Annotated in this window: 17 protein-coding genes and 1 pseudogene; 6 read left to right on the top strand and 12 right to left on the bottom strand. The window is 63.5% G+C overall.

What is annotated here, in order from left to right; genetic code table 11:
• Positions 1-5: 5 nt before the first annotated feature.
• The 8 genes from GJ699_RS09840 to GJ699_RS09805 form a co-directional block, all read right to left on the bottom strand.
• Positions 6-581 (bottom strand): flavin reductase family protein, encoded by a 576-nt coding sequence (locus GJ699_RS09840; RefSeq protein WP_154375579.1) that lies wholly within the window; start codon positions 579-581, stop codon positions 6-8.
• Between the two features lie 10 nt (positions 582-591).
• Positions 592-1,509 (bottom strand): signal peptidase I, encoded by a 918-nt coding sequence (lepB, locus tag GJ699_RS09835; protein ID WP_154375577.1) that lies wholly within the window; start codon positions 1,507-1,509, stop codon positions 592-594.
• Positions 1,506-2,792, bottom strand: coding sequence for an arsenic transporter (locus GJ699_RS09830; protein WP_154375575.1), 1,287 nt, complete (start codon positions 2,790-2,792; stop codon positions 1,506-1,508). The genes lepB and GJ699_RS09830 overlap by 4 nt, the downstream gene beginning before the upstream one ends.
• Positions 2,786-3,247, bottom strand: coding sequence for an arsenate reductase ArsC (locus tag GJ699_RS09825; protein ID WP_154375573.1), 462 nt, complete (start codon positions 3,245-3,247; stop codon positions 2,786-2,788). The genes GJ699_RS09830 and GJ699_RS09825 overlap by 7 nt, the downstream gene beginning before the upstream one ends.
• Positions 3,244-3,543, bottom strand: coding sequence for an ArsR/SmtB family transcription factor (locus GJ699_RS09820; RefSeq protein WP_154375571.1), 300 nt, complete (start codon positions 3,541-3,543; stop codon positions 3,244-3,246). Before GJ699_RS09820 ends, GJ699_RS09825 begins: the two co-directional genes overlap by 4 nt.
• 60 nt (positions 3,544-3,603) lie before the next feature.
• Entirely contained in the window at positions 3,604-3,858 is a 255-nt protein-coding gene (locus GJ699_RS09815; RefSeq protein WP_154375569.1) for a hypothetical protein, read from the bottom strand.
• A 373-nt stretch (positions 3,859-4,231) separates the two neighbouring features.
• Positions 4,232-5,149 (bottom strand): YihY/virulence factor BrkB family protein, encoded by a 918-nt coding sequence (locus tag GJ699_RS09810; protein ID WP_154375567.1) that lies wholly within the window; start codon positions 5,147-5,149, stop codon positions 4,232-4,234.
• A 20-nt stretch (positions 5,150-5,169) separates the two neighbouring features.
• Positions 5,170-6,867 carry an ABC transporter substrate-binding protein gene (locus GJ699_RS09805; RefSeq protein WP_154375565.1) on the bottom strand — a complete coding sequence of 566 codons (1,698 nt, stop codon included), beginning with the start codon at positions 6,865-6,867 and terminating at the stop codon, positions 5,170-5,172.
• A 98-nt stretch (positions 6,868-6,965) separates the two neighbouring features.
• On the opposite strand from GJ699_RS09805, the gene GJ699_RS09800 reads away from it, so the two are divergent.
• The gene (locus GJ699_RS09800) at positions 6,966-8,204 is read left to right on the top strand and encodes a spore maturation protein (protein WP_154375563.1); all 1,239 of its coding nucleotides are present in this window, start codon (positions 6,966-6,968) and stop codon (positions 8,202-8,204) included.
• A complete protein-coding gene (dacB, locus tag GJ699_RS09795) occupies positions 8,188-9,762 on the top strand; it encodes a D-alanyl-D-alanine carboxypeptidase/D-alanyl-D-alanine endopeptidase (protein WP_154375561.1) in 1,575 nt (524 codons plus the stop codon). The genes GJ699_RS09800 and dacB overlap by 17 nt, the downstream gene beginning before the upstream one ends.
• Here dacB and GJ699_RS09790 read toward each other — a convergent pair.
• Entirely contained in the window at positions 9,722-10,621 is a 900-nt protein-coding gene (locus tag GJ699_RS09790; protein WP_229262040.1) for a LysR family transcriptional regulator, read from the bottom strand. The genes dacB and GJ699_RS09790 overlap by 41 nt on opposite strands.
• A 104-nt stretch (positions 10,622-10,725) precedes the next feature.
• Between GJ699_RS09790 and GJ699_RS09785 the strand changes: the two genes are divergently transcribed.
• From GJ699_RS09785 to ampC, 4 genes and pseudogenes are all read left to right on the top strand, one after another.
• On the top strand, positions 10,726-11,703 hold the full coding sequence (locus tag GJ699_RS09785; RefSeq protein ID WP_154375559.1) for an aldo/keto reductase: 978 nt from the start codon (positions 10,726-10,728) through the stop codon (positions 11,701-11,703).
• A gap of 69 nt (positions 11,704-11,772) precedes the next feature.
• Positions 11,773-12,660 (top strand): annotated as a pseudogene (locus tag GJ699_RS34520) (M56 family metallopeptidase); the annotation flags it as partial.
• A 66-nt stretch (positions 12,661-12,726) separates the two neighbouring features.
• The gene (gene blaOXA, locus GJ699_RS34515) at positions 12,727-13,524 is read left to right on the top strand and encodes a class D beta-lactamase (protein ID WP_229262053.1); all 798 of its coding nucleotides are present in this window, start codon (positions 12,727-12,729) and stop codon (positions 13,522-13,524) included.
• 23 nt (positions 13,525-13,547) lie between these two features.
• Complete coding sequence (ampC, locus tag GJ699_RS09775) at positions 13,548-14,690, top strand: class C beta-lactamase (RefSeq protein WP_229262039.1); 1,143 nt, start codon at positions 13,548-13,550, stop codon at positions 14,688-14,690.
• On the opposite strand, the gene GJ699_RS09770 is transcribed toward ampC, so the two are convergent.
• The 3 genes from GJ699_RS09770 to GJ699_RS09760 are packed head-to-tail and all read right to left on the bottom strand — an operon-like array spanning position 14,687 to position 17,084.
• The gene (locus tag GJ699_RS09770; protein WP_154375555.1) at positions 14,687-15,301 is read right to left on the bottom strand and encodes a M15 family metallopeptidase; all 615 of its coding nucleotides are present in this window, start codon (positions 15,299-15,301) and stop codon (positions 14,687-14,689) included. The two genes, ampC and GJ699_RS09770, sit on opposite strands and share 4 nt — an antisense overlap.
• A 4-nt stretch (positions 15,302-15,305) precedes the next feature.
• A complete protein-coding gene (locus tag GJ699_RS09765; protein WP_154375553.1) occupies positions 15,306-16,166 on the bottom strand; it encodes an N-acetylmuramoyl-L-alanine amidase in 861 nt (286 codons plus the stop codon).
• Between the two features lie 18 nt (positions 16,167-16,184).
• Positions 16,185-17,084 carry an N-acetylglucosamine kinase gene (locus GJ699_RS09760; protein WP_154375916.1) on the bottom strand — a complete coding sequence of 300 codons (900 nt, stop codon included), beginning with the start codon at positions 17,082-17,084 and terminating at the stop codon, positions 16,185-16,187.
• Between the last annotated feature and the right edge of the window lie 2 nt (positions 17,085-17,086).

Raw genomic sequence — 17,086 nt, 5'->3', positions numbered from 1 at the left:
GCGCTTTAGGTTTTCGCGACCACCGCATCGCCGATGGCGTAGAAGGTGCCGCCGGCGATGTAGTGCAGGCTGCGCAAGCTTGGGTCGGCGGTTTCGAAGTGCCAGTGGCCGTCGCTGAATACGCGGTCGTCGGCATACGCGGCCACCACTTCGCCGATGAACAAATCGTAGACCTGTTCATTGCGCGGCTCCGGCAGCACTTTGCAGATCAGCCACGCGGAGGAGCCGGCCACCAGCGGCACGTCGTGGCCTTCGACACGGAACAGCTGCACACCGGCCTTGCCCAGCTTGTCCGGCGTGTCATTGGCGCTGGTGTGGCCGACGTCATAGGTCAGCTGCAGCTGCGACAGGTTCGGCACTTGCAGCGCGAAGTAGCCGCTGCGCTCCACCAGCGGACGGGTGGCGGTGGCCTTGTCCAGCACCAGCGTCACCTTGGGCGGCGAGAAATCCAGCGCGCATGACCACGCCGCCGACATCACGTTATCCACGCCATCATGGCTGGCCGATACCAACACGGTCGGCCCATGATTCAACAGGCGATATGCCTTTTCCAGCGCTACTGGTTTGATATGCTGATCCAATCCTGACTCCTCAAGTACGAGGCGGAATAATATACACCACCTTGCCGATCACCGCCTGCGCCGGCACAAAGCCCCAATAGCGGCTATCCAGACTGTTGTCGCGATTGTCGCCCATGACGAAGTAGCTGGCCGCCGGCACCGTGCAGCTGAGGGCTGTGGCGCTGGCCGTGCATTGCGGCGGCAGATCGGCCCCTTGCGGCAACCACCACGATGCCGCGTCCTTGATCACGAAGTCATGCTCGGTCTGATCCAGGCGCTGGCGATAGCGCTTCATATAAATCAGCCGCTCGGAATCCAGGTACTCGGGCAGCTCTTTGCCGCGCACGTCCACGCCATTGATCAACAGGCGCTTGTCGTCGCGGTACTCGATCCTGTCACCCGGCAGACCAACCACGCGCATCAAGTAGCTCTGGCGCGGATCGCGTGGCCAGTCGAAGACGATAATGTCCCCGCGCAGCACCGTCTGCGAGGCGGCACCATGGCCGAAGGTGTAGCCCATGGTACTGTAATGTCCGTAGCCCCACTTCTGTACCATCACATGCGATCGCACAGGCAAGGTGGGTACCATCGACGACGACGGCACCTTGAACGGCTCATACGCAAACACGCGCAGCAGCACAACGAACGCACCGACGCCCGCCACCAGCCCGAGCATGCCGTACCAGCGCGAATACCACGGCCGAACCGCCTCATCCGGCGCGGCGGCGGCCAGTCGGTAAGCACGCCAGACCCACAACACCATCAACGCCAGCGAGGCCAAACCGGCCATACTCTCCACCAACCCGCCCGGCAGCATGAAGGCGGCGATTCCGATCGCCAGCGGCACGGCAAAGCTGATCGCCGCCCAACGCGGCGCCCCCACATACAAAAACGCCAGCGGCGCGGCAAAGATACTCAGTACAACGGCAATCCACTTCTTCGGTTTCACTCTATCCCCAGGCGAGCTGCTAATGCTGCCAATGTGACAAACAAAACCGGCAGCGTCAAGCAGATGCCGACCCGGAAGTAGTAGCCCCACGAGATGCGCATGCCCTTGTTGGCCAACACGTGCAGCCAAAGCAGCGTAGCCAGACTGCCGATCGGCGTGATCTTCGGACCAAGATCGCTGCCGATCACGTTCGCGTACACCATCGCCTCGCGCACCACGCCCTGGGTCGGCGTAGCGTCGATCGACAGCGCGCCGATCAGCACCGTCGGCAGATTGTTCATGATGGACGACAGCAGCGCCGTGATGAAGCCAGTGCCCATCGCCGCCGCCCATACGCCATGCTGCGCGCACCACGCCAGCGCCTCGGTCAGATAAGCCGTCAGGCCGGCATTACGCAAGCCGTACACCACCAGATACATCCCCAGCGAGAAGACCACAATCTGCCACGGCGCATGCAGCAGCACCTCGCGCGTGGAAATGCGGTGTCCGCGCGCCGCCACCACCAGCAGCACCAACGAGCCGACAGCGGCCACCACGCTGATCGGCACACCCATTGGCTCGATCACGAAGAAGCCAATCAACAGCACGCCCAGCACCCACCAGCCGGCCACGAAGGTGGCGCGATCATGGATCGCCGTGGCAGGGTCCTTGATTTGATGGACGTCGTAATCGGCCGGGATATCGGCGCGGAAGAACCACATCAGCACCGCCAGCGTAGCCGCCACCGCCACCAGATTCACCGGCACCATCACCGCCGCATAGCGCGCGAAGCTGACACCGAAGTAATCGGCCGAGACGATGTTCACCAGATTCGACACCACCAGCGGCAGGCTGGCCGTATCGGCGATGAAGCCGGCCGCCATCACAAACGCCAGCGTGGCGCGCGCCGAGAAGCGCAGCTCGCGCAGCATGGCGATCACGATCGGCGTCAGAATCAGCGCCGCGCCATCATTGGCAAACAGCGCCGAGACAGCGGCGCCCAGCAGCACCAGCATGACGAACAGCCGCTTGCCGCTGCCCCCGCCCCAGCGCGCCATATGCAGCGCCGCCCATTCGAAAAAGCCCGCCTTGTCCAGCAACAGGCTGGTGATGATGATGGCCACAAAAGTCGCCGTCGCATTCCAGATGATGTGCCACACCACCGGAATATCGCTGACATGAATCACGCCCGCCAGCAGCGCGGCCACCGCGCCCAGCGACGCGCTCCAGCCGATGCCCAAGCCGCGCGGCTGCCAGATCACCAGCACCAACGTGGCGACGAAGATCAGCAGCGCGCTCAGCATCCTTCACCCAGCGTGCCGATGCGGTCCAGTTCCGCCTGGTCCAACGTGGGCTTGGCCACGAAAGCTTCGATACGGGTGCGCAGGATGCGGTAAGCCTGCTCGAACGCGGCCTCGATTTCCTCCTCGCTGCCCACCACATGGCTGGGATCTTCCACGCCCCAATGCGCGCGCAGCACCGGGCCCAGATAAGCCGGGCAAGTCTCGCCGGCGGCGCTGCCGCAAACGGTAATCACCAACTCCGGCGTGACCGGCAGCGCATCCCACGATTTGCTGTAATAGCCCTCGGTTGAAATGCCCTTGTGCTGCAACAGCGCCAGCGCGCGCGGATTGAGCCGGCCGGTCGGCTGACTGCCGGCGCTGATCGCCCGCCAGCCGGGCGGCGCCAGATGATTGAAAATCGCCTCGCTCAACAGCGAACGACAGGAGTTACCGGTACACAGAAAAAGAATATTCATGGTTTGCACGAGACGCCACCGCAACAGTTTTCAGTTAAAAAGCTTATCAGGCCATTCATCGCGGCGATATCGGCCGAATAGATGACGTAGCGCCCTTCCTGACGCGACGTGACCAGGCCCGCATGCGCCAATTCTTTCAAATGGAAGGACAGCGAGGACGGCGCAATATCGAGTTGCTCGCCGATCTTGCTGGCGGCAAGACCGCCAGTCCCATTCTGAACCAGCAGCCGGAACACGGCCAGCCGGCTCTCTTGCGCCAATGCCGCCAGCGCGGCCAAGGTTTGTTTGGTATCCATGCCGACCATGCTACCGCAACCAATTCGATATTTCAAATAATATTGAAATGAAGCGTAAAATCAGCTCGACATGAAGTCCGAACGAATATCGATCAGCTCGGCGGAGGGGATGGCGCGCTGCACGTCGGCGATGGCGCTGGTGAGGGCGGCGGAAGCGCTGGCGTCTTCGCGCAGGAACTCCAGCACCATATTGCCCGCCCGGTTGATGCTGACCAGCGCATCGGTGCAGCCGGATGCCAGCAAGCGTTCGGCCAGCTCATCGTAATTGCTGTCCCGCTTGTCCAGACGGTATCGGAGCACAAAAGCGAAGTCCATGGTTGATCCCCGGTGAGCTTTCCAGAATAGGCCGGAAGAGTTCGCGCCATTTGGGCCAACGCAAAGTACGGACGAAAAAAAAGCCCACATCTCTGCAGGCTTCGTTCCAATGTATTACCTATGCTTCAATCGTACCGGTCTCCAAGGCTATCTGCCAGGTGAGGCGGCGTCTCGGGCGCCCATGCTATCTGCGTGGTGCCCCCAACGTGTAAATCGACTAATGTCTTCGGGGCTACAACTCCGGATTCTGCGTCAACTGCGCCATCGAACTTACACAACTCTGGGCGCGGCGCATCGGCCGGACGTGGGACTGTTTGCAGGGCAAACCTCAACCACGAACGTAGTGTATCACAGTTTTTGTGCGACGCACAAATTATTTTATTGATGTAGTTTGGGTGGTCATCGGCTTCGGCGCGCGCTGCGGCCGCTCGCGGCCCACTCGCTCGAACTCGGAAATCACCTGGGCGCCAAACAGCACCAAGGTGGCGCCGATTTCCAGGCTGAACATGACGATGATGGCGGTGGTCATCGAGCCATACACCACGCTCACCTGCGACAGCGTGGAGAAGTACCACACCAGAATGCGCCGCGCCACTTCCCACAGCAACGCCGCCGTCACGCCGCCGATCAGCGCGTGCGACAGCGACAGCCGTCCGACCGGCATCACCAGATAAATCGACGACAGCACCAGCACCTCGCCCGCCAGCCCCAGCAGGTACAGCAGCACCCCGGACACACCATTCAGCGACCAGTGATAACCGAACAGCCACACGCTTTCATCCCCCAGCACCTGCAGGCTGCCGGCCACCAGCGTGACGATCAGCATGCCGGCGCCCAGCGACAGGATGTAGCAGTAGGGCATGATGGCGGAAATCAGGAAATGCCGCCGCCGTATCGCCACGCGGTGCTTGAAGATCACGCTCATCGCGTTCTCCAGCACCGTGAACGCGAGCGAACTGAAGAACAGCATGCTGACCACCAGCACGCCGCCGACCAGATCGCGGTGTTCGAGAAAATGGGCGACCTCATCCACGATGGGGCGCGACTGTCCCGGCACCAGCCAGTTCAGGTAACGACCCACCGTCCGCAGCAATTCCTGCGGGTCGATCACGTGCGACAACGCCACCACCACCAGCATCAGCAGCGGCAGGATCGACAGCAGCGAGTAATACGCCACCGCGCCCGCCAGCAGCAGACCTTGGTTGGCGCGAAAGCCCTTCAGGCATTGCACCGTGAAATCCATGGGATGGCCGGCCACATAGGCCAGCGCCCTGCGGTTGAGTAGATTCATAACGGCATTCTATGCACAGCTCAGTGTGCGGTATGTGCGTCTACGTCCAGATAGCGCCAGTTGGTGAATTCCACCGGATGGCGCCGGTAATTTTTCAGCCAAGGTTGTTGCAAATCGGCGGAAATCGGATGCGTCAGCAGGACCCACGGCGTGTAGGCGTGGATGATATTTGCCAGCTCATCATACAGCAGCGTGCGCTGCGGCGATTCTCCCATCAAGCGGGCTTGCTCGTAGCGCTGATTGTAGGCAGGCAGGTTGAAGCGCGCGTAATTGGCGCGGCCGGCGTTGGGGCCGTACAGCAGTTGGTAGAAGTTGTCACCATCGGGAAAATCGGCCACCCAGTTGGTTTCGAACATCATCACCGCGCCCAGGCGCGAGGCTTTGATGATTTCGGTTTTCTTGTCGCTCTTGAAGCTGACCTGCAGGCCGATGGCGTTGAGGTTCTTGCGCCACAGCTCGTCGCGCAGGCGGCCGACGGTGGACGCTTCGCTGTGCATCACCAGCCGCAGCGGCGTGCCGTCCGGTTGGGTGCGGAAACCGTCCTTGCCTTTGCGATAGCCGTAGCGGTCCAGCAGGGCGTTGGCCAGCGCGGGGTCGTAGCCGACCGGGCTGCGGTAGCGCGCGTCGTAGCCCAGCACGTTCGGTGGCAGCGGCGTTACGGCCGGCACCGCCAAGCCCTTTTTCATGGTGGCGATGTCTTCGGCGCTGTTGTAGCTGAGCGCGATGGCGCGCCGCAACGCGACCTTTGCCTTGCTGTAGCCACCGATCAGCGGATCATCCATATTCATCCACATGTAGTAGGTCTGCAGCACGGGGAAGGGCGCCAGCACGATGCCCTTGCTTGCCAGTTCGGGCCGCAGTTGTCCGTCTGCGGTAAGCACCATTTCCTTCATCGATTCCGGCAGTTGTTCGAGAAAGTCGAATTCGCCGTTCAGAAAGCCCAGCACGCGGGATTGGTATTCCTCGACGATTTTGATGTCGATGCGGTCCAGTATCGGCAGGCGCTTGCCCTGGAATTCGGTGGGACGGAACTCGCGGTTGGCCAGCAGTACGATCTGGTCGCTGTGCTTCCAGCTGCCAATCTTGAAGGGGCCGGTGCCGATTGGGTGGTTGCCGACTTGTGCGCCATACGCCTGCACCACTTCGCGCGCCACCACGGCAGTGGCCGGCATGGCGAGGTAGAACAGGAAGTTGGGATCGGGCGCTTTCAGGCGGATGCGCAGGGTGAACTTGTCCACCGCCTCGGTGGCGGCCACGACGTCGAACAGATAGAGCCACGGCGACTTCAGTGCCGGATCGCGCAGGCGCTGGAAGCTGTAGACGTAATCGTCGGCCGTCACCTGCCTTTTCGCGCTCTGGAAGGCGGGGTCCGGGGTGAAGTAGACGTCCTGGCGCAGCTGGAAGGTGTAAGTTTTGCCGTCGTCCGTGATGGCTGGCATGGCGGACACGGTGTTGGGAATCAGCTTGACCGGGCGCGCAAGGTAGTCGTAGCGCAGCAGCGGGTCGAACAGGTTTTCCAGCAGACTGAGACTAGCGACGTCGGAAGCCACCGCCGGGTCGAGGCCGGTTTCGCCGGTGCTGAGGAAGGCGTGCAGTACTTTCGGTGCGGCTGACGACGCTGGCGATGGCGCCGGCTCGGCATGGGCCGCCGCGTGCGCGGAGAAAACGGCGACGGCCGTAACGGCAGCGATCAATATTGCAGCACAAGTTTTAAGCATCCACCTCATCGCACCTCGCACGCTAAAGCGGCAGCTTATAACTTTTTTGCCTTGCTTACCCGCTATACTTTGCAGATCGCTCACTGCAAACAAGAAAAATGTCGCTCAATTACATCTGGTCTGGCTTCTTCCTGGTGGGATTCGCGGCCGCGCTGGCGCAATTCCTGTTCCTGGGCGATACGGAAATATTCAAGCGCATCATCGACGGCACCTTCGACTCGGCCCGCAGCGGCGTGATGGACATCGCCCTGCCGCTGGCCGGCGTGATGACGCTGTGGCTGGGCATCATGAACGTCGGCGAAAAAGCCGGCGCCATCGACCTGCTGGCCAAGCTGATCGCGCCCTTCTTCTCGCGCATCTTCCCCGGCGTGCCGTCCAACCACCCGGCCACCGGCCACATGGTGATGAACTTCTCGGCCAACCTGCTGGGCCTGGACAACGCCGCCACGCCATTCGGCCTGAAGGCCATGGAAAGCCTGCAAACCCTCAACCCCAACAAGGACGAGCCGACCGACGCCCAGATCATGTTCCTGGTGCTGCACACCTCGGGCCTGACCTTGATCCCGCTGGCCATCATGGCACAGCGCTCCATCCTCGGCGCGGCCGATCCGTCCGACATCTTCATTCCCTGCATGGTGGCGACTTATGTCGCCACCATGACCGGCATCATCGCCGTGGCGATCCGCCAGCGCATCAACCTGTTCAACCGCGTGGTGGTCGGCTGGCTGGGTGGCATCACCGCCTTCATCATCGGCGTGATCTGGTACTTCACCAACTTCCTCACCAAGGACCAGATCGCCACCGTCTCCACCGTGTTCAGCAACCTGGTGCTGATGCTGGTGATCGGCGGCTTCATCATCGGCGCGCTGCGCAAGAAGGTCAACGTCTACGAGGCGTTTATCGAAGGCGCCAAGGGCGGCATCCAGACCTCGATCACCGTGATTCCCTATCTGGTCGGCATGCTGGTGGCGATCAGCGTGATCCGCAACGCCGGCTTGCTGGGCTTTGTGGTGCAGGGCTTCAGCTGGCTGTTCAGCCAGCTCGGCATCAACACCGATTTCGTACCGGCCCTGCCGACCGCGCTGATGAAGCCGCTCAGCGGCAGCGCCGCCAAGGCCATGATGATCGACACCATGCGTACCTACGGCGTCGATTCCTTTGTCGGCCGCCTCGCCTGCGTATTCCAGGGCTCGGCCGATACCACCTTCTACATCGTCGCGCTGTACTTCGGCTCGGTGGGCATCCGCAAGACGCGCTACGCGATCTCGTGCGGCCTCATCGCCGACTTTGCCGGCGTGCTTGCTGCGATTGCGGTTGCCTATGTCTTCTTCCATTAAATCTTTCATTCTCGCCGCGCTGCTGACAGCCGGTTCCGCCCACGCCACACTGCCGGAGCCGGTGGCGGCATTGATGCAGTCGTCGCAGATTCCACCCGAGGCGGCCGGCGTGCTGGTGCTGCGCGGCGATAGCGTGCTGGTATCGCACAACGCCGCGCAAAGCATGCAGCCGGCGTCCACCATGAAGCTGTTCACCACCATGACCGCGCTGGAACAGCTGGGGCCGGTGTTCCGCGGGCGCACCGAATTGCGCAGCGGTGCCGAGGTGGTCAACGGCGTGCTGCAGGGCGATCTGATCCTGCGCGGCGGCGCCGACGCCGACTTCAACGAAGATGCGCTGACCCATATGCTGCAAGCGCTGCGCAGCCAGGGCATCCGCAAGATCAAGGGCGACATCGTGATCGACCGTCAGCTGTTCCAGCCGACTCGGCCGGATGCGGGACAGCCGCCGTTTGATGAATATCCGTGGGCCTACTACAACGTGATTCCGAATGCGGCGCTGGTCAACACCAACCTGCTGAAAGTGGAGATGCGCTCCGATGGCGACAAGCTGTCGCTGACGATGCTGCCGGCGCTGGACAACGTCAGCATCCGCTCGGACATGAAGCTGACCAACACCGCCTGCGCATCATGGGAAAACGGCTGGCGCACGCCGGACTACACGCGCAAGGGCGAACGGATCGAAGTGGTCCTGCACGGCACTTTCCCGAAAGACTGCACCAAATCCACCAGCATCAACGTGCTGGACAGCCAGGACTATCTGGCGCGCCTGCTGCTCAGCGAATGGCGCCAGCTCGGCGGCAGCCTGAGTGGCGAAGTGCGCGAAGCCCAGGCACCGCAACCCGCTGCCGATGACGGCGCCGCGCCAGCCTTGGCGTCCGCGACTGCGCGGCTGGCCAGTCCCGTGGCACCGCAGCCCGCCACGCGCCTGCTGGCCGAACACGTCTCACGCAGCCTGCCGGAAATTATGCGCGACACCAACAAGCAATCCGACAACACGCTGGCGCGCACCATCTTCCTCAGCCTGGGCAGCCTGGAAGCCGATCCCATGCTGGGCAGCAAACCGCTGCCGCCCGACGCCAGCGGCGCCAGCACCCCGATGCGCGCCGAAACCGCCATTCGCGGCTGGCTGCAACAACACGGCATCGACGGCAACGGCCTGATCCTCGACAACGGCTCCGGCCTGTCGCGCACCGAACGCGCCACACCAGCCCAACTGGCCGGCGTGCTGCAAGCCGGCCTGAAAAGCCTGTGGATGCCCGAATTCCTGTCCAGCCTGCCGATCGCCGCCACCGATGGCACCATGCGCCGCCGCCTGAAAGACAGCCCGGCCGCACAGCGCGCGCGACTGAAAACGGGTAGCCTGAAAGGCGTGATCGCCATCGCCGGCTACGTCCCGGACGCCAACAACCAACCCTGCATCGTGGTCGCCATCCTCAACGACGAACACGTCGCCAACGGTGCCGGCCGCGCCGTGCTGGATGCGCTGGTCGACTGGGTGGCACGGCAAGGTGGGGCTACAGCGCAGGCGCCGCTTCCGCCACCAGATAATCGATAAAGGCGCGCACCTTCAGCGCCAAATGCGGTCCGGGCGGATACACCGCATACACGTTGCCGGCATAAGGCTCATCCAGTTCCCAGTCCGCCAGCACCTGCTGGACACGCCCCTGTTCCAGCGCCGCGCGCGCCGTAAAGTTGGGCAGCAAGCCGATCCCGCTGCCAGCTTCTACCGCCGCCAGCAAGGCCACGCTGTTATTGATCGTCAGCCGCGACGGCACGCGCAAACTGCTTGCCGTGCCGTTGCGGCGAAAAGTCCATTCCTCGCCAAAGCGGGCATAACCCAGATAGCTGCAAGCATGCTGAGGCAGATCGTGCGGCGTGGCCGGCGCCCCATGCGCAGCCAGATACCTGGGCGACGCCACCAGCACGTAGCGCACCCTCCCCAGCGGACGGGTGGCCAAGCCCGGCGCCGACTCGTTAGCGATCCGGATCGCCAGATCCACGCCTTCCTCGACCAGATCCACATTGCGGTCCACCAGAATCAACCGCACCTGCACCTCGGGATAACGCTCCAGAAAAGCGGGAAGGCGCGGCGCCAGCCAGATCTGCCCCAGCGCGACCGGCGCCGTCACCGCGATCACGCCGTTCGGACGGGCACTATAACTGCCGGCCAACGCGTGGATCTCGCGCGCGGTGCTCAGCATCCGCACGCAGCCGGCATGGACTTGCTGGCCCAATTCCGTCAACGACAGCGAACGGGTGGTCCGGTGCAACAGGCGACCGCCCATATGCGCTTCCAGACGCGATACATGGCGACTGACGGCGGACGTGGTCAACCCCAGCATCCGTGCCGCCGCCGAAAAGCCACCGCTATCGACCACTTGGGCAAACACTGCCATTTCCTTCAGCATTTCCATGATTTCACCATTGCACTAGCCTCAACAATGCTTTGCATTTTAAGGTAATTGTGAATTTTTTAGGCATGCTCCATACTCAATCCATCACATCGCAAGGAGGCATCATGAAGCAACGCACATTGGGCAGCCAGGGCTTGGTCGTTTCCGCACAGGGTTTGGGTTGCATGGGCATGACGCATGCCTACGGACCGTCCGATCAGAAGGAAGCCATCGCCACCCTGCATCGCGCACTGGAGCTGGGCGTCAATTTCTTCGACACGGCCGAGGTCTACGGTCCCTACAACAATGAGGAACTGCTGGGCAACGCTTTTGCCGGCCGCCGCAGCGAGGCGATCATCGCCACCAAATTCGGTTTCGATATCCGCGACGGCGCCACCGTCGGCGTCACCAGTGACCCGGCGCAGATACGCGTGCATGTCGAAGGCTCGCTGCGCCGACTGGGGACTGACTACATCGATCTGCTATACCAGCATCGGATCGATCCCAAGGTGCCGATCGAGGACGTGGTGGGCGTCATGAGCGACCTGGTGCGCGAAGGCAAGGTGCGCTACTTGGGCCTGTCCGAGGCTGGCGTAGCGAATATCCGCCGCGCGCATGCGGTGCATCCGATCAGCGCGCTGCAAAGCGAGTACTCGCTGTGGGAACGCAATCTGGAGGCCGACATCATTCCCGTGCTGCGCGAGCTGGGCATCGGGCTGGTGCCATTCAGCCCGCTGGGACGCGGCTTCCTGGCCGGCACCGCCAAGCGCGCCGAAGAATACCCACCAGATGACTTCCGCCATCAAGACCCACGCATGCAGGGCGCGAATTTCGATGCCAACATGCAGGCCGCGCAGACGGTACGCGATCTGGCCGCCTTGCGCGGACTGGCGCCGGGGCAAGTGGCGCTGGCCTGGGTGATGCAGCAGGGCGAGGACATCGTCCCCATCCCCGGCACCCGCCGCCGCGCCAATCTGGAACAGAACGCCGCCGCCGCCGACATCGTGCTCAGCGCCACCGAGATGGCGACGCTGGAGCGCGCGCTGCAACAAGTCGCCGGCCCGCGCTACAGCAAGGAACGCATGGCGTCGGTCGACCGCTAAGCTGGAACGCTTGACTTGCTTGCGACAGTTGTCGCACAATAGTGGCAACAGTCGCAAGCGGAGCGTTTCATGGCTATTTCCACCACCTTCACCGGCATCGATTTGCTGGCATTCCAGTTTCTGCTGGCCAGCCTCGGCTGCGTGGCCGCCGGGCTGAGCGTGTGGGCCGTGACCGCGCTGTGCCGCCGCTGGCTGCCCGGCATCGCCGCGCAGCGCTCGGTGTGGCTGCTGGCTCAGTGCACCATCGTTGCCGCCTTTGTGCTGGTGCTGATGCCGCAGGGTGAGCGCCTGCATCTGCTGCCGCCGATCGATATCGAAACCTTCAGCGCTGAATCAGCCGCCATCGATCACGCCGCGCAGGTCAGCACGGCCGGCACCAGCCAGACCGCTGGCGCAGCGGACGAAGATCGCGCACCGCGCAACTACCTGACCTGGGCCGCTCAAGCCTGGCTGCTGATCTACGCTGCGGGACTGGGCCACGCGCTGCTGCAACTGCTGCACAGCCGCCGCGCACTGCAAGCGCTGGCCAGCGCCGGCGACCGCACCGCCACTCAGCCGGTCGACACCATCGAAATCGACGCGCCCATCTCACCGATGCTATTCGGCCTGCTGCGTCCACGTCTGCTGCTGCCGCGCCATCTGCACAACTTTGCCGACGACCAGCGCCAGCTGATCGTCGAACACGAGCTGACTCACTGGCGCCGCCGCGACCTGCACTGGGCCAACGCCGGCATCGTGCTGCAAACGCTGTTCTGGTTCAATCCCTTTATGCGCCTGCTGCGCCGGCAGCTGTCGTGGGCGCAGGAACTGGGCTGCGACCGCGACGTGCTGCACGGCCGTCCGCCGGCACAACGCAAAGCCTACGCCGCCGCGCTGATCGCCCAACTCAAGCTGCAGCAGACCTGCATGCCGACCGCACTCGCCTTCGGCAACGTCACGCCAGACAGCGTGGCTGGCCGCATCGCGCTGATCCGCGCGCCATCGCGTACCAGCCGCTGGACCCGCATCGCCACCGTGGCCGGCCTGGCCGCAGTGCTGGCCGCCAGCCTGACGCTGCAACCGTCGCTGGCATCGCAAGACAATATGCAGCTGTCCTGCACCGCGCTGATGGATGCCGCCACCGGCCAGCGCCTGCGTTACGACGGCCAATGCGAGGAACGCGCCACGCCGGCGTCCACCTTCAACATCGTGGTCGCGCTGATGGGCTACGACAGCGGCATCCTGGTCGACGAACACACGCCGCTGCTGCCCTACAAAGCCAGCTACGCCAGCTGGAACAAGGAATGGCAGACCGATACCGATCCATCCAGCTGGATCATCAACTCCACCGTGTGGTACGCGCAGCAGGTCACCACGCAGCTGGGCCAGCAACGCTTCCAGCGCTACATCGACAGCTTCGGCTACGGCAACCGCGACGTCTCCGGCGACGCCGGCGAACACAATGGCCTGACCCAGTCGTGGATCGGCTCTTCGCTGCAAATCTCGCCGGCCGAACAACTGGCCTTCCTGCGCAAGATCGTCACCCGCCAGCTGCCGATCTCGGACCAAGCCTACGCCATGACCACTCGCATCCTGCATCCGCAAACGCTGGCCAACGGCTGGACCATCTACGGCAAAACCGGCACCGCCGCGCCGGCGCAGGTGAATGGCCGCGACGACGAAAACCGCCAGTACGGCTGGTACGTCGGCTGGGCCACCAAAGGCACACGCACCATCGTCTTCGCCCGCATGACGCTGGACCATCGACAGCAGACCTACGCCGGGCCACGCGCCAAGCAAAGCTTCCTGCGCGACGTCGCTTCCCAGCTGGATAAGCTTTAATCCCCCAACCCCAAGGAGTCAACTTGTCTACTCTGAGCCGCATGGCATACGCCATCGCAGCATGCTGCTGCACATCTATCGTCTACGCCGCCGACCTGCAAACGGTGGTCGACCAGGCCATCAAACCGATCATGAAAGAGTACGACGTGCCGGGCATCGCGGTCGCCGTCACGGTCAACGGCAAGCCTTCCTACTTCAGCTACGGCGTGGCGTCGAAGGAGAGCGGCGCGCCGGTCAATGAAAACACGCTGTTCGAACTGGGCTCGGTCAGCAAGACCTTCACCGCCACCATGGCAGCGTATGCGCTGGTGCAGGGCAAGCTGTCGCTGGACGATCATCCCAGCAGCTTCCTGCCGCAGTTGAAGGGCAGCGCCATCGACAAGGCGACGGTGCTCAACTTCGGCACCTACACCGCCGGCGGTCTGCCGCAGCAGATCCCGGACGAAGTGAAAAACACCGAGCAAGACATGCTGGCCTACTTCCGTCACTTCAAACCGGTGGCGGCGCCGGGCAAGGTGCGCTTGTATTCCAATCCCAGCCTGGGCATGTTCGGCCATCTGGCCGCGCTGTCGCTGCAAGCCAATGCGGCCGACGTGATGGAACAGCAGATCCTGCCCAAGCTGGGCCTGCGCCATACCTACGTCCGCGTGCCGGCCAACGCGATGACGGATTACGCCTGGGGCTACAACGACAAGCTTCAACCGGTGCGCATGAGCGATGACCTGTTTTCGACCGAGACCTACGGCGTGCGCTCCAGCAGCGCAGACCTGATCCGCTACCTGCAGACGCAGATCGATCCGAGTCATCTGGACGATACGCTGCGCCGCGCGGTCGAGGCCACGCATGTCGGTTACTTCAAGACCGGCGCGAATACGCAGGGTCTGGGTTGGGAGCGATACGCCTATCCGGTCGCGCTGGAGACGCTACAGCAAGGGAACTCCAACAACATGAGCCGAGGCCTCAATCCCACCGTGCGCCTGTCGCCAGCCTTGCCGGCGTCGGCCAACACCTGGTACAACAAGACCGGTGCCACCAGGGGCTTCAGTTCATATGTGGCGTTTGTGCCGGAGAAGAAAATCGGCATCGTCATTCTGGCCAATCACAACTACCCGATTCCGGAGCGCCTCAAGGCCGCCTACGCGATCATGCAAGCGCTGGAAAACTAAAGCACGCGCGCATAGCGTTGGCGCACGTCGATACGGTCGCCGCAGTCGAAGTGCCACCACTCGGTGCGGATGCCTTGCCAGCCGTTGTGCAGCATGGCCTCGCGCAGCCAGCGGCGGTTTTCGATGTGTTGCGGTGTCAGTTCGCCGCTGGCCAGCAGCGTCGCTTCCAGCGCGGGATGGGATAGTTCGCTCAGATCGTCGAAGCCGGTGCCCATGTCGAGTTCACGGCCGTGGGCGTCCAGCAGCGTCAGGTCCAGCGCCATGCCGAAGGAGTGGATCGAGCCGCGCGTGGGTTCGGCGATGTAGTCCAGCAGATCGGTGCCTTGCAGCGCGTCCCACAGCTGTTCCTGCACGCGTTGGGGACGCAGCGCGTCCAGCACCAGCAAGCGGTATTCCGGTTTGCGTGCGGCCAGCCAGGCGACGGCGCGTTCCAGTGCGGCGGCGGCGTCCTGGTGCAGCCAGCCGCAGTCCAGCGGCGAGTACAGGTCGCGGCCGACGAAATTGTCCGCCGTGGCGTAGCGCAGGTCGACCGCGATGCCGGCAATGCTGCCCAGCCGGCGGAAGTCGGGATGGCCGGGGATCGCTTCACAATGGATGGCCGGCGCGCGCATGGTGTCAGTTGGAGTCTACTGGCTCGGCTGGCGGCGGAGTGGCGGGGGCAGCGGGTGCGGCCGGCAGCACCGGCACGGGGCTGGTCAGCACATCCAGCTGCGCCGCCGTTTCCGCGTCCGGCGTGCCATCGTACAGCGACGGCCGATACTTAGTCTGGAACACCGAAATCACATTGCGCGTGGCCTGATCCAACTCACCGTTCTGTGGCACCGCGTAGCCCACCTCCGCCAGCTTGCGCTGGAACCAAGCCACCTCCGGCAGTTGCTGCTGGAAGCCCGGCAGACGCGCCGCCACGCGGCTCGCTTCCGGCCACGGAATCAGTCCCGCATCGGCCAGCTGCTTCCAAGGGAACATCGGCCCCGGATCCTGCTTGCGCTGCGGCGCGATGTCATTGTGGCCGAGGATATTCCCGAACGGGATATTGCGGCGTTTGACGATATCCTTCAACAGCACAATCAGCTGATCGATCTGCGCCTGCTGAAACGGCGCATACACCCGGCCAGCAGGTGTCTCGGTAAAGCCGGGATTGACGATCTCGATGCCGATCGACGCGGAATTGAGCTGGTTGTAAATCTTCCAGCTGCTGTAGCCGGCGTGATTCGACTGACGATTCTCATCCACCAGCGTGTAGAAGAACGGCGGATTGGTATCGGTCAGCAGATAGTGCGAACTGACCTCCGTGCCATGCGCCAGCGTTTTGATGGAGCGCGGCAGATCACTCACCGTGTAATGCACGATCACGTACTTGATACGCTCACTCTGCGCCGTCGCCGTCAGCGTATGATCAAGACGCGGCCCTTCGGGCGACACCGACGCACAACCTGCCATCAGGGCAGCCACGGCGAGCAGGGGAACAATCTTCATAAGCAGCCTCGGTAAAGATCAATGATGAGAGTGTAGAGCAATCCGCGCCGCCGCGTGGTGCGCCAGCGTGTGACGCTGCGTCAGCGACAATTCCGCCGGCAGCGCCGTCCGCATGCTCTGCGCGATCAAGGGATGCAGCTGCGCCGCCCGTCCGCCCAGCGCCAGCGGCCGCGCGCCATAGCGCCGCACCAGCGCCATGCCGATACGCGCCAGCTCTTGGCCAGCCTGCTCCAGAATGGAGCGCGCCACCGGATCGGTATCAGCACTGGCGGCGACCGCCAGGGCCAGCTGGCCGATGGCGCCACGGTCCTGTCCATAAATGAACTGGCGCGACAACGGCCAGTCGCTGCCGCCGATCTGCGCAAACACCGCGCGCGCCATGGCCGACTGCTGCCACACGCCCGGTTGCTCATCCTCGGCGCGCCAGATGTGGCGCATCGCTTCGCGCGCGATCCAGAAGCCGCCGCCGCCATCATCCAGCGTCACGCCACGGCCGCCAGCGCGATGGAACTGACCATCGGCGTCGATCCACGCCGCGATCGAGCCGGTACCGGCGTACACCAGATAGCCCTCGCCCGGCTTGAAGCTGTCCAGATAAGCGATCGCCACGTCATTGCGCAGATCGACCGCCGTTGACGGCAGCTTCAGCACCTCCGCCAATAGCTGCGCGGCCTGTGGCCCGGCACCATCGGAACCGGTCAGGCCCGCGCACACGCGCTGCGGCTGACCGGCCGCCCACACCTGCGTCGCCAACATGGCGAAAATGCCGCGCACCGCATCGCGTCCGGCGGTGCTCAGCAGCTGCGTGGCCGACATGCCAGCCACACTGCCCTCGGCCACAATCACCCCCACCGCATCGGCCAGCGCCCAACGGGTTTGCGTGCCACCTGCATCGATGCCCAGACCGAGACCGCTCATCA

The organism is Duganella guangzhouensis, from assembly GCF_009674535.1.
Taxonomy (GTDB): Bacteria; Pseudomonadota; Gammaproteobacteria; order Burkholderiales; family Burkholderiaceae_D; genus Rugamonas; species Rugamonas guangzhouensis.
Note: the sequence above shows the minus strand (reverse complement) of the source record. Positions and strands in the feature narration are given on the sequence as shown.

Bases quoted from the DNA above. Each gene is read 5' to 3' on its own strand.
- GJ699_RS09830 (WP_154375575.1), bottom strand. From the start codon at position 2,792: ATGCTGAGCGCGCTGCTGATCTTCGTCGCCACGTTGGTGCTGGTGATC.
- GJ699_RS09825 (WP_154375573.1), bottom strand. From the start codon at position 3,247: ATGAATATTCTTTTTCTGTGTACCGGTAACTCCTGTCGTTCGCTGTTG.
- GJ699_RS09820 (WP_154375571.1), bottom strand. From the start codon at position 3,543: ATGGATACCAAACAAACCTTGGCCGCGCTGGCGGCATTGGCGCAAGAG.
- GJ699_RS09815 (WP_154375569.1), bottom strand. From the start codon at position 3,858: ATGGACTTCGCTTTTGTGCTCCGATACCGTCTGGACAAGCGGGACAGC.
- GJ699_RS09810 (WP_154375567.1), bottom strand. From the start codon at position 5,149: ATGAATCTACTCAACCGCAGGGCGCTGGCCTATGTGGCCGGCCATCCC.
- GJ699_RS09805 (WP_154375565.1), bottom strand. From the start codon at position 6,867: ATGCTTAAAACTTGTGCTGCAATATTGATCGCTGCCGTTACGGCCGTC.
- GJ699_RS09800 (WP_154375563.1), top strand. From the start codon at position 6,966: ATGTCGCTCAATTACATCTGGTCTGGCTTCTTCCTGGTGGGATTCGCG.
- dacB (WP_154375561.1), top strand. From the start codon at position 8,188: ATGTCTTCTTCCATTAAATCTTTCATTCTCGCCGCGCTGCTGACAGCC.
- GJ699_RS09790 (WP_229262040.1), bottom strand. From the start codon at position 10,621: ATGGAAATGCTGAAGGAAATGGCAGTGTTTGCCCAAGTGGTCGATAGC.
- GJ699_RS09785 (WP_154375559.1), top strand. From the start codon at position 10,726: ATGAAGCAACGCACATTGGGCAGCCAGGGCTTGGTCGTTTCCGCACAG.
- GJ699_RS09770 (WP_154375555.1), bottom strand. From the start codon at position 15,301: ATGCGCGCGCCGGCCATCCATTGTGAAGCGATCCCCGGCCATCCCGAC.
- GJ699_RS09765 (WP_154375553.1), bottom strand. From the start codon at position 16,166: ATGAAGATTGTTCCCCTGCTCGCCGTGGCTGCCCTGATGGCAGGTTGT.
- GJ699_RS09760 (WP_154375916.1), bottom strand. From the start codon at position 17,084: ATGAGCGGTCTCGGTCTGGGCATCGATGCAGGTGGCACGCAAACCCGT.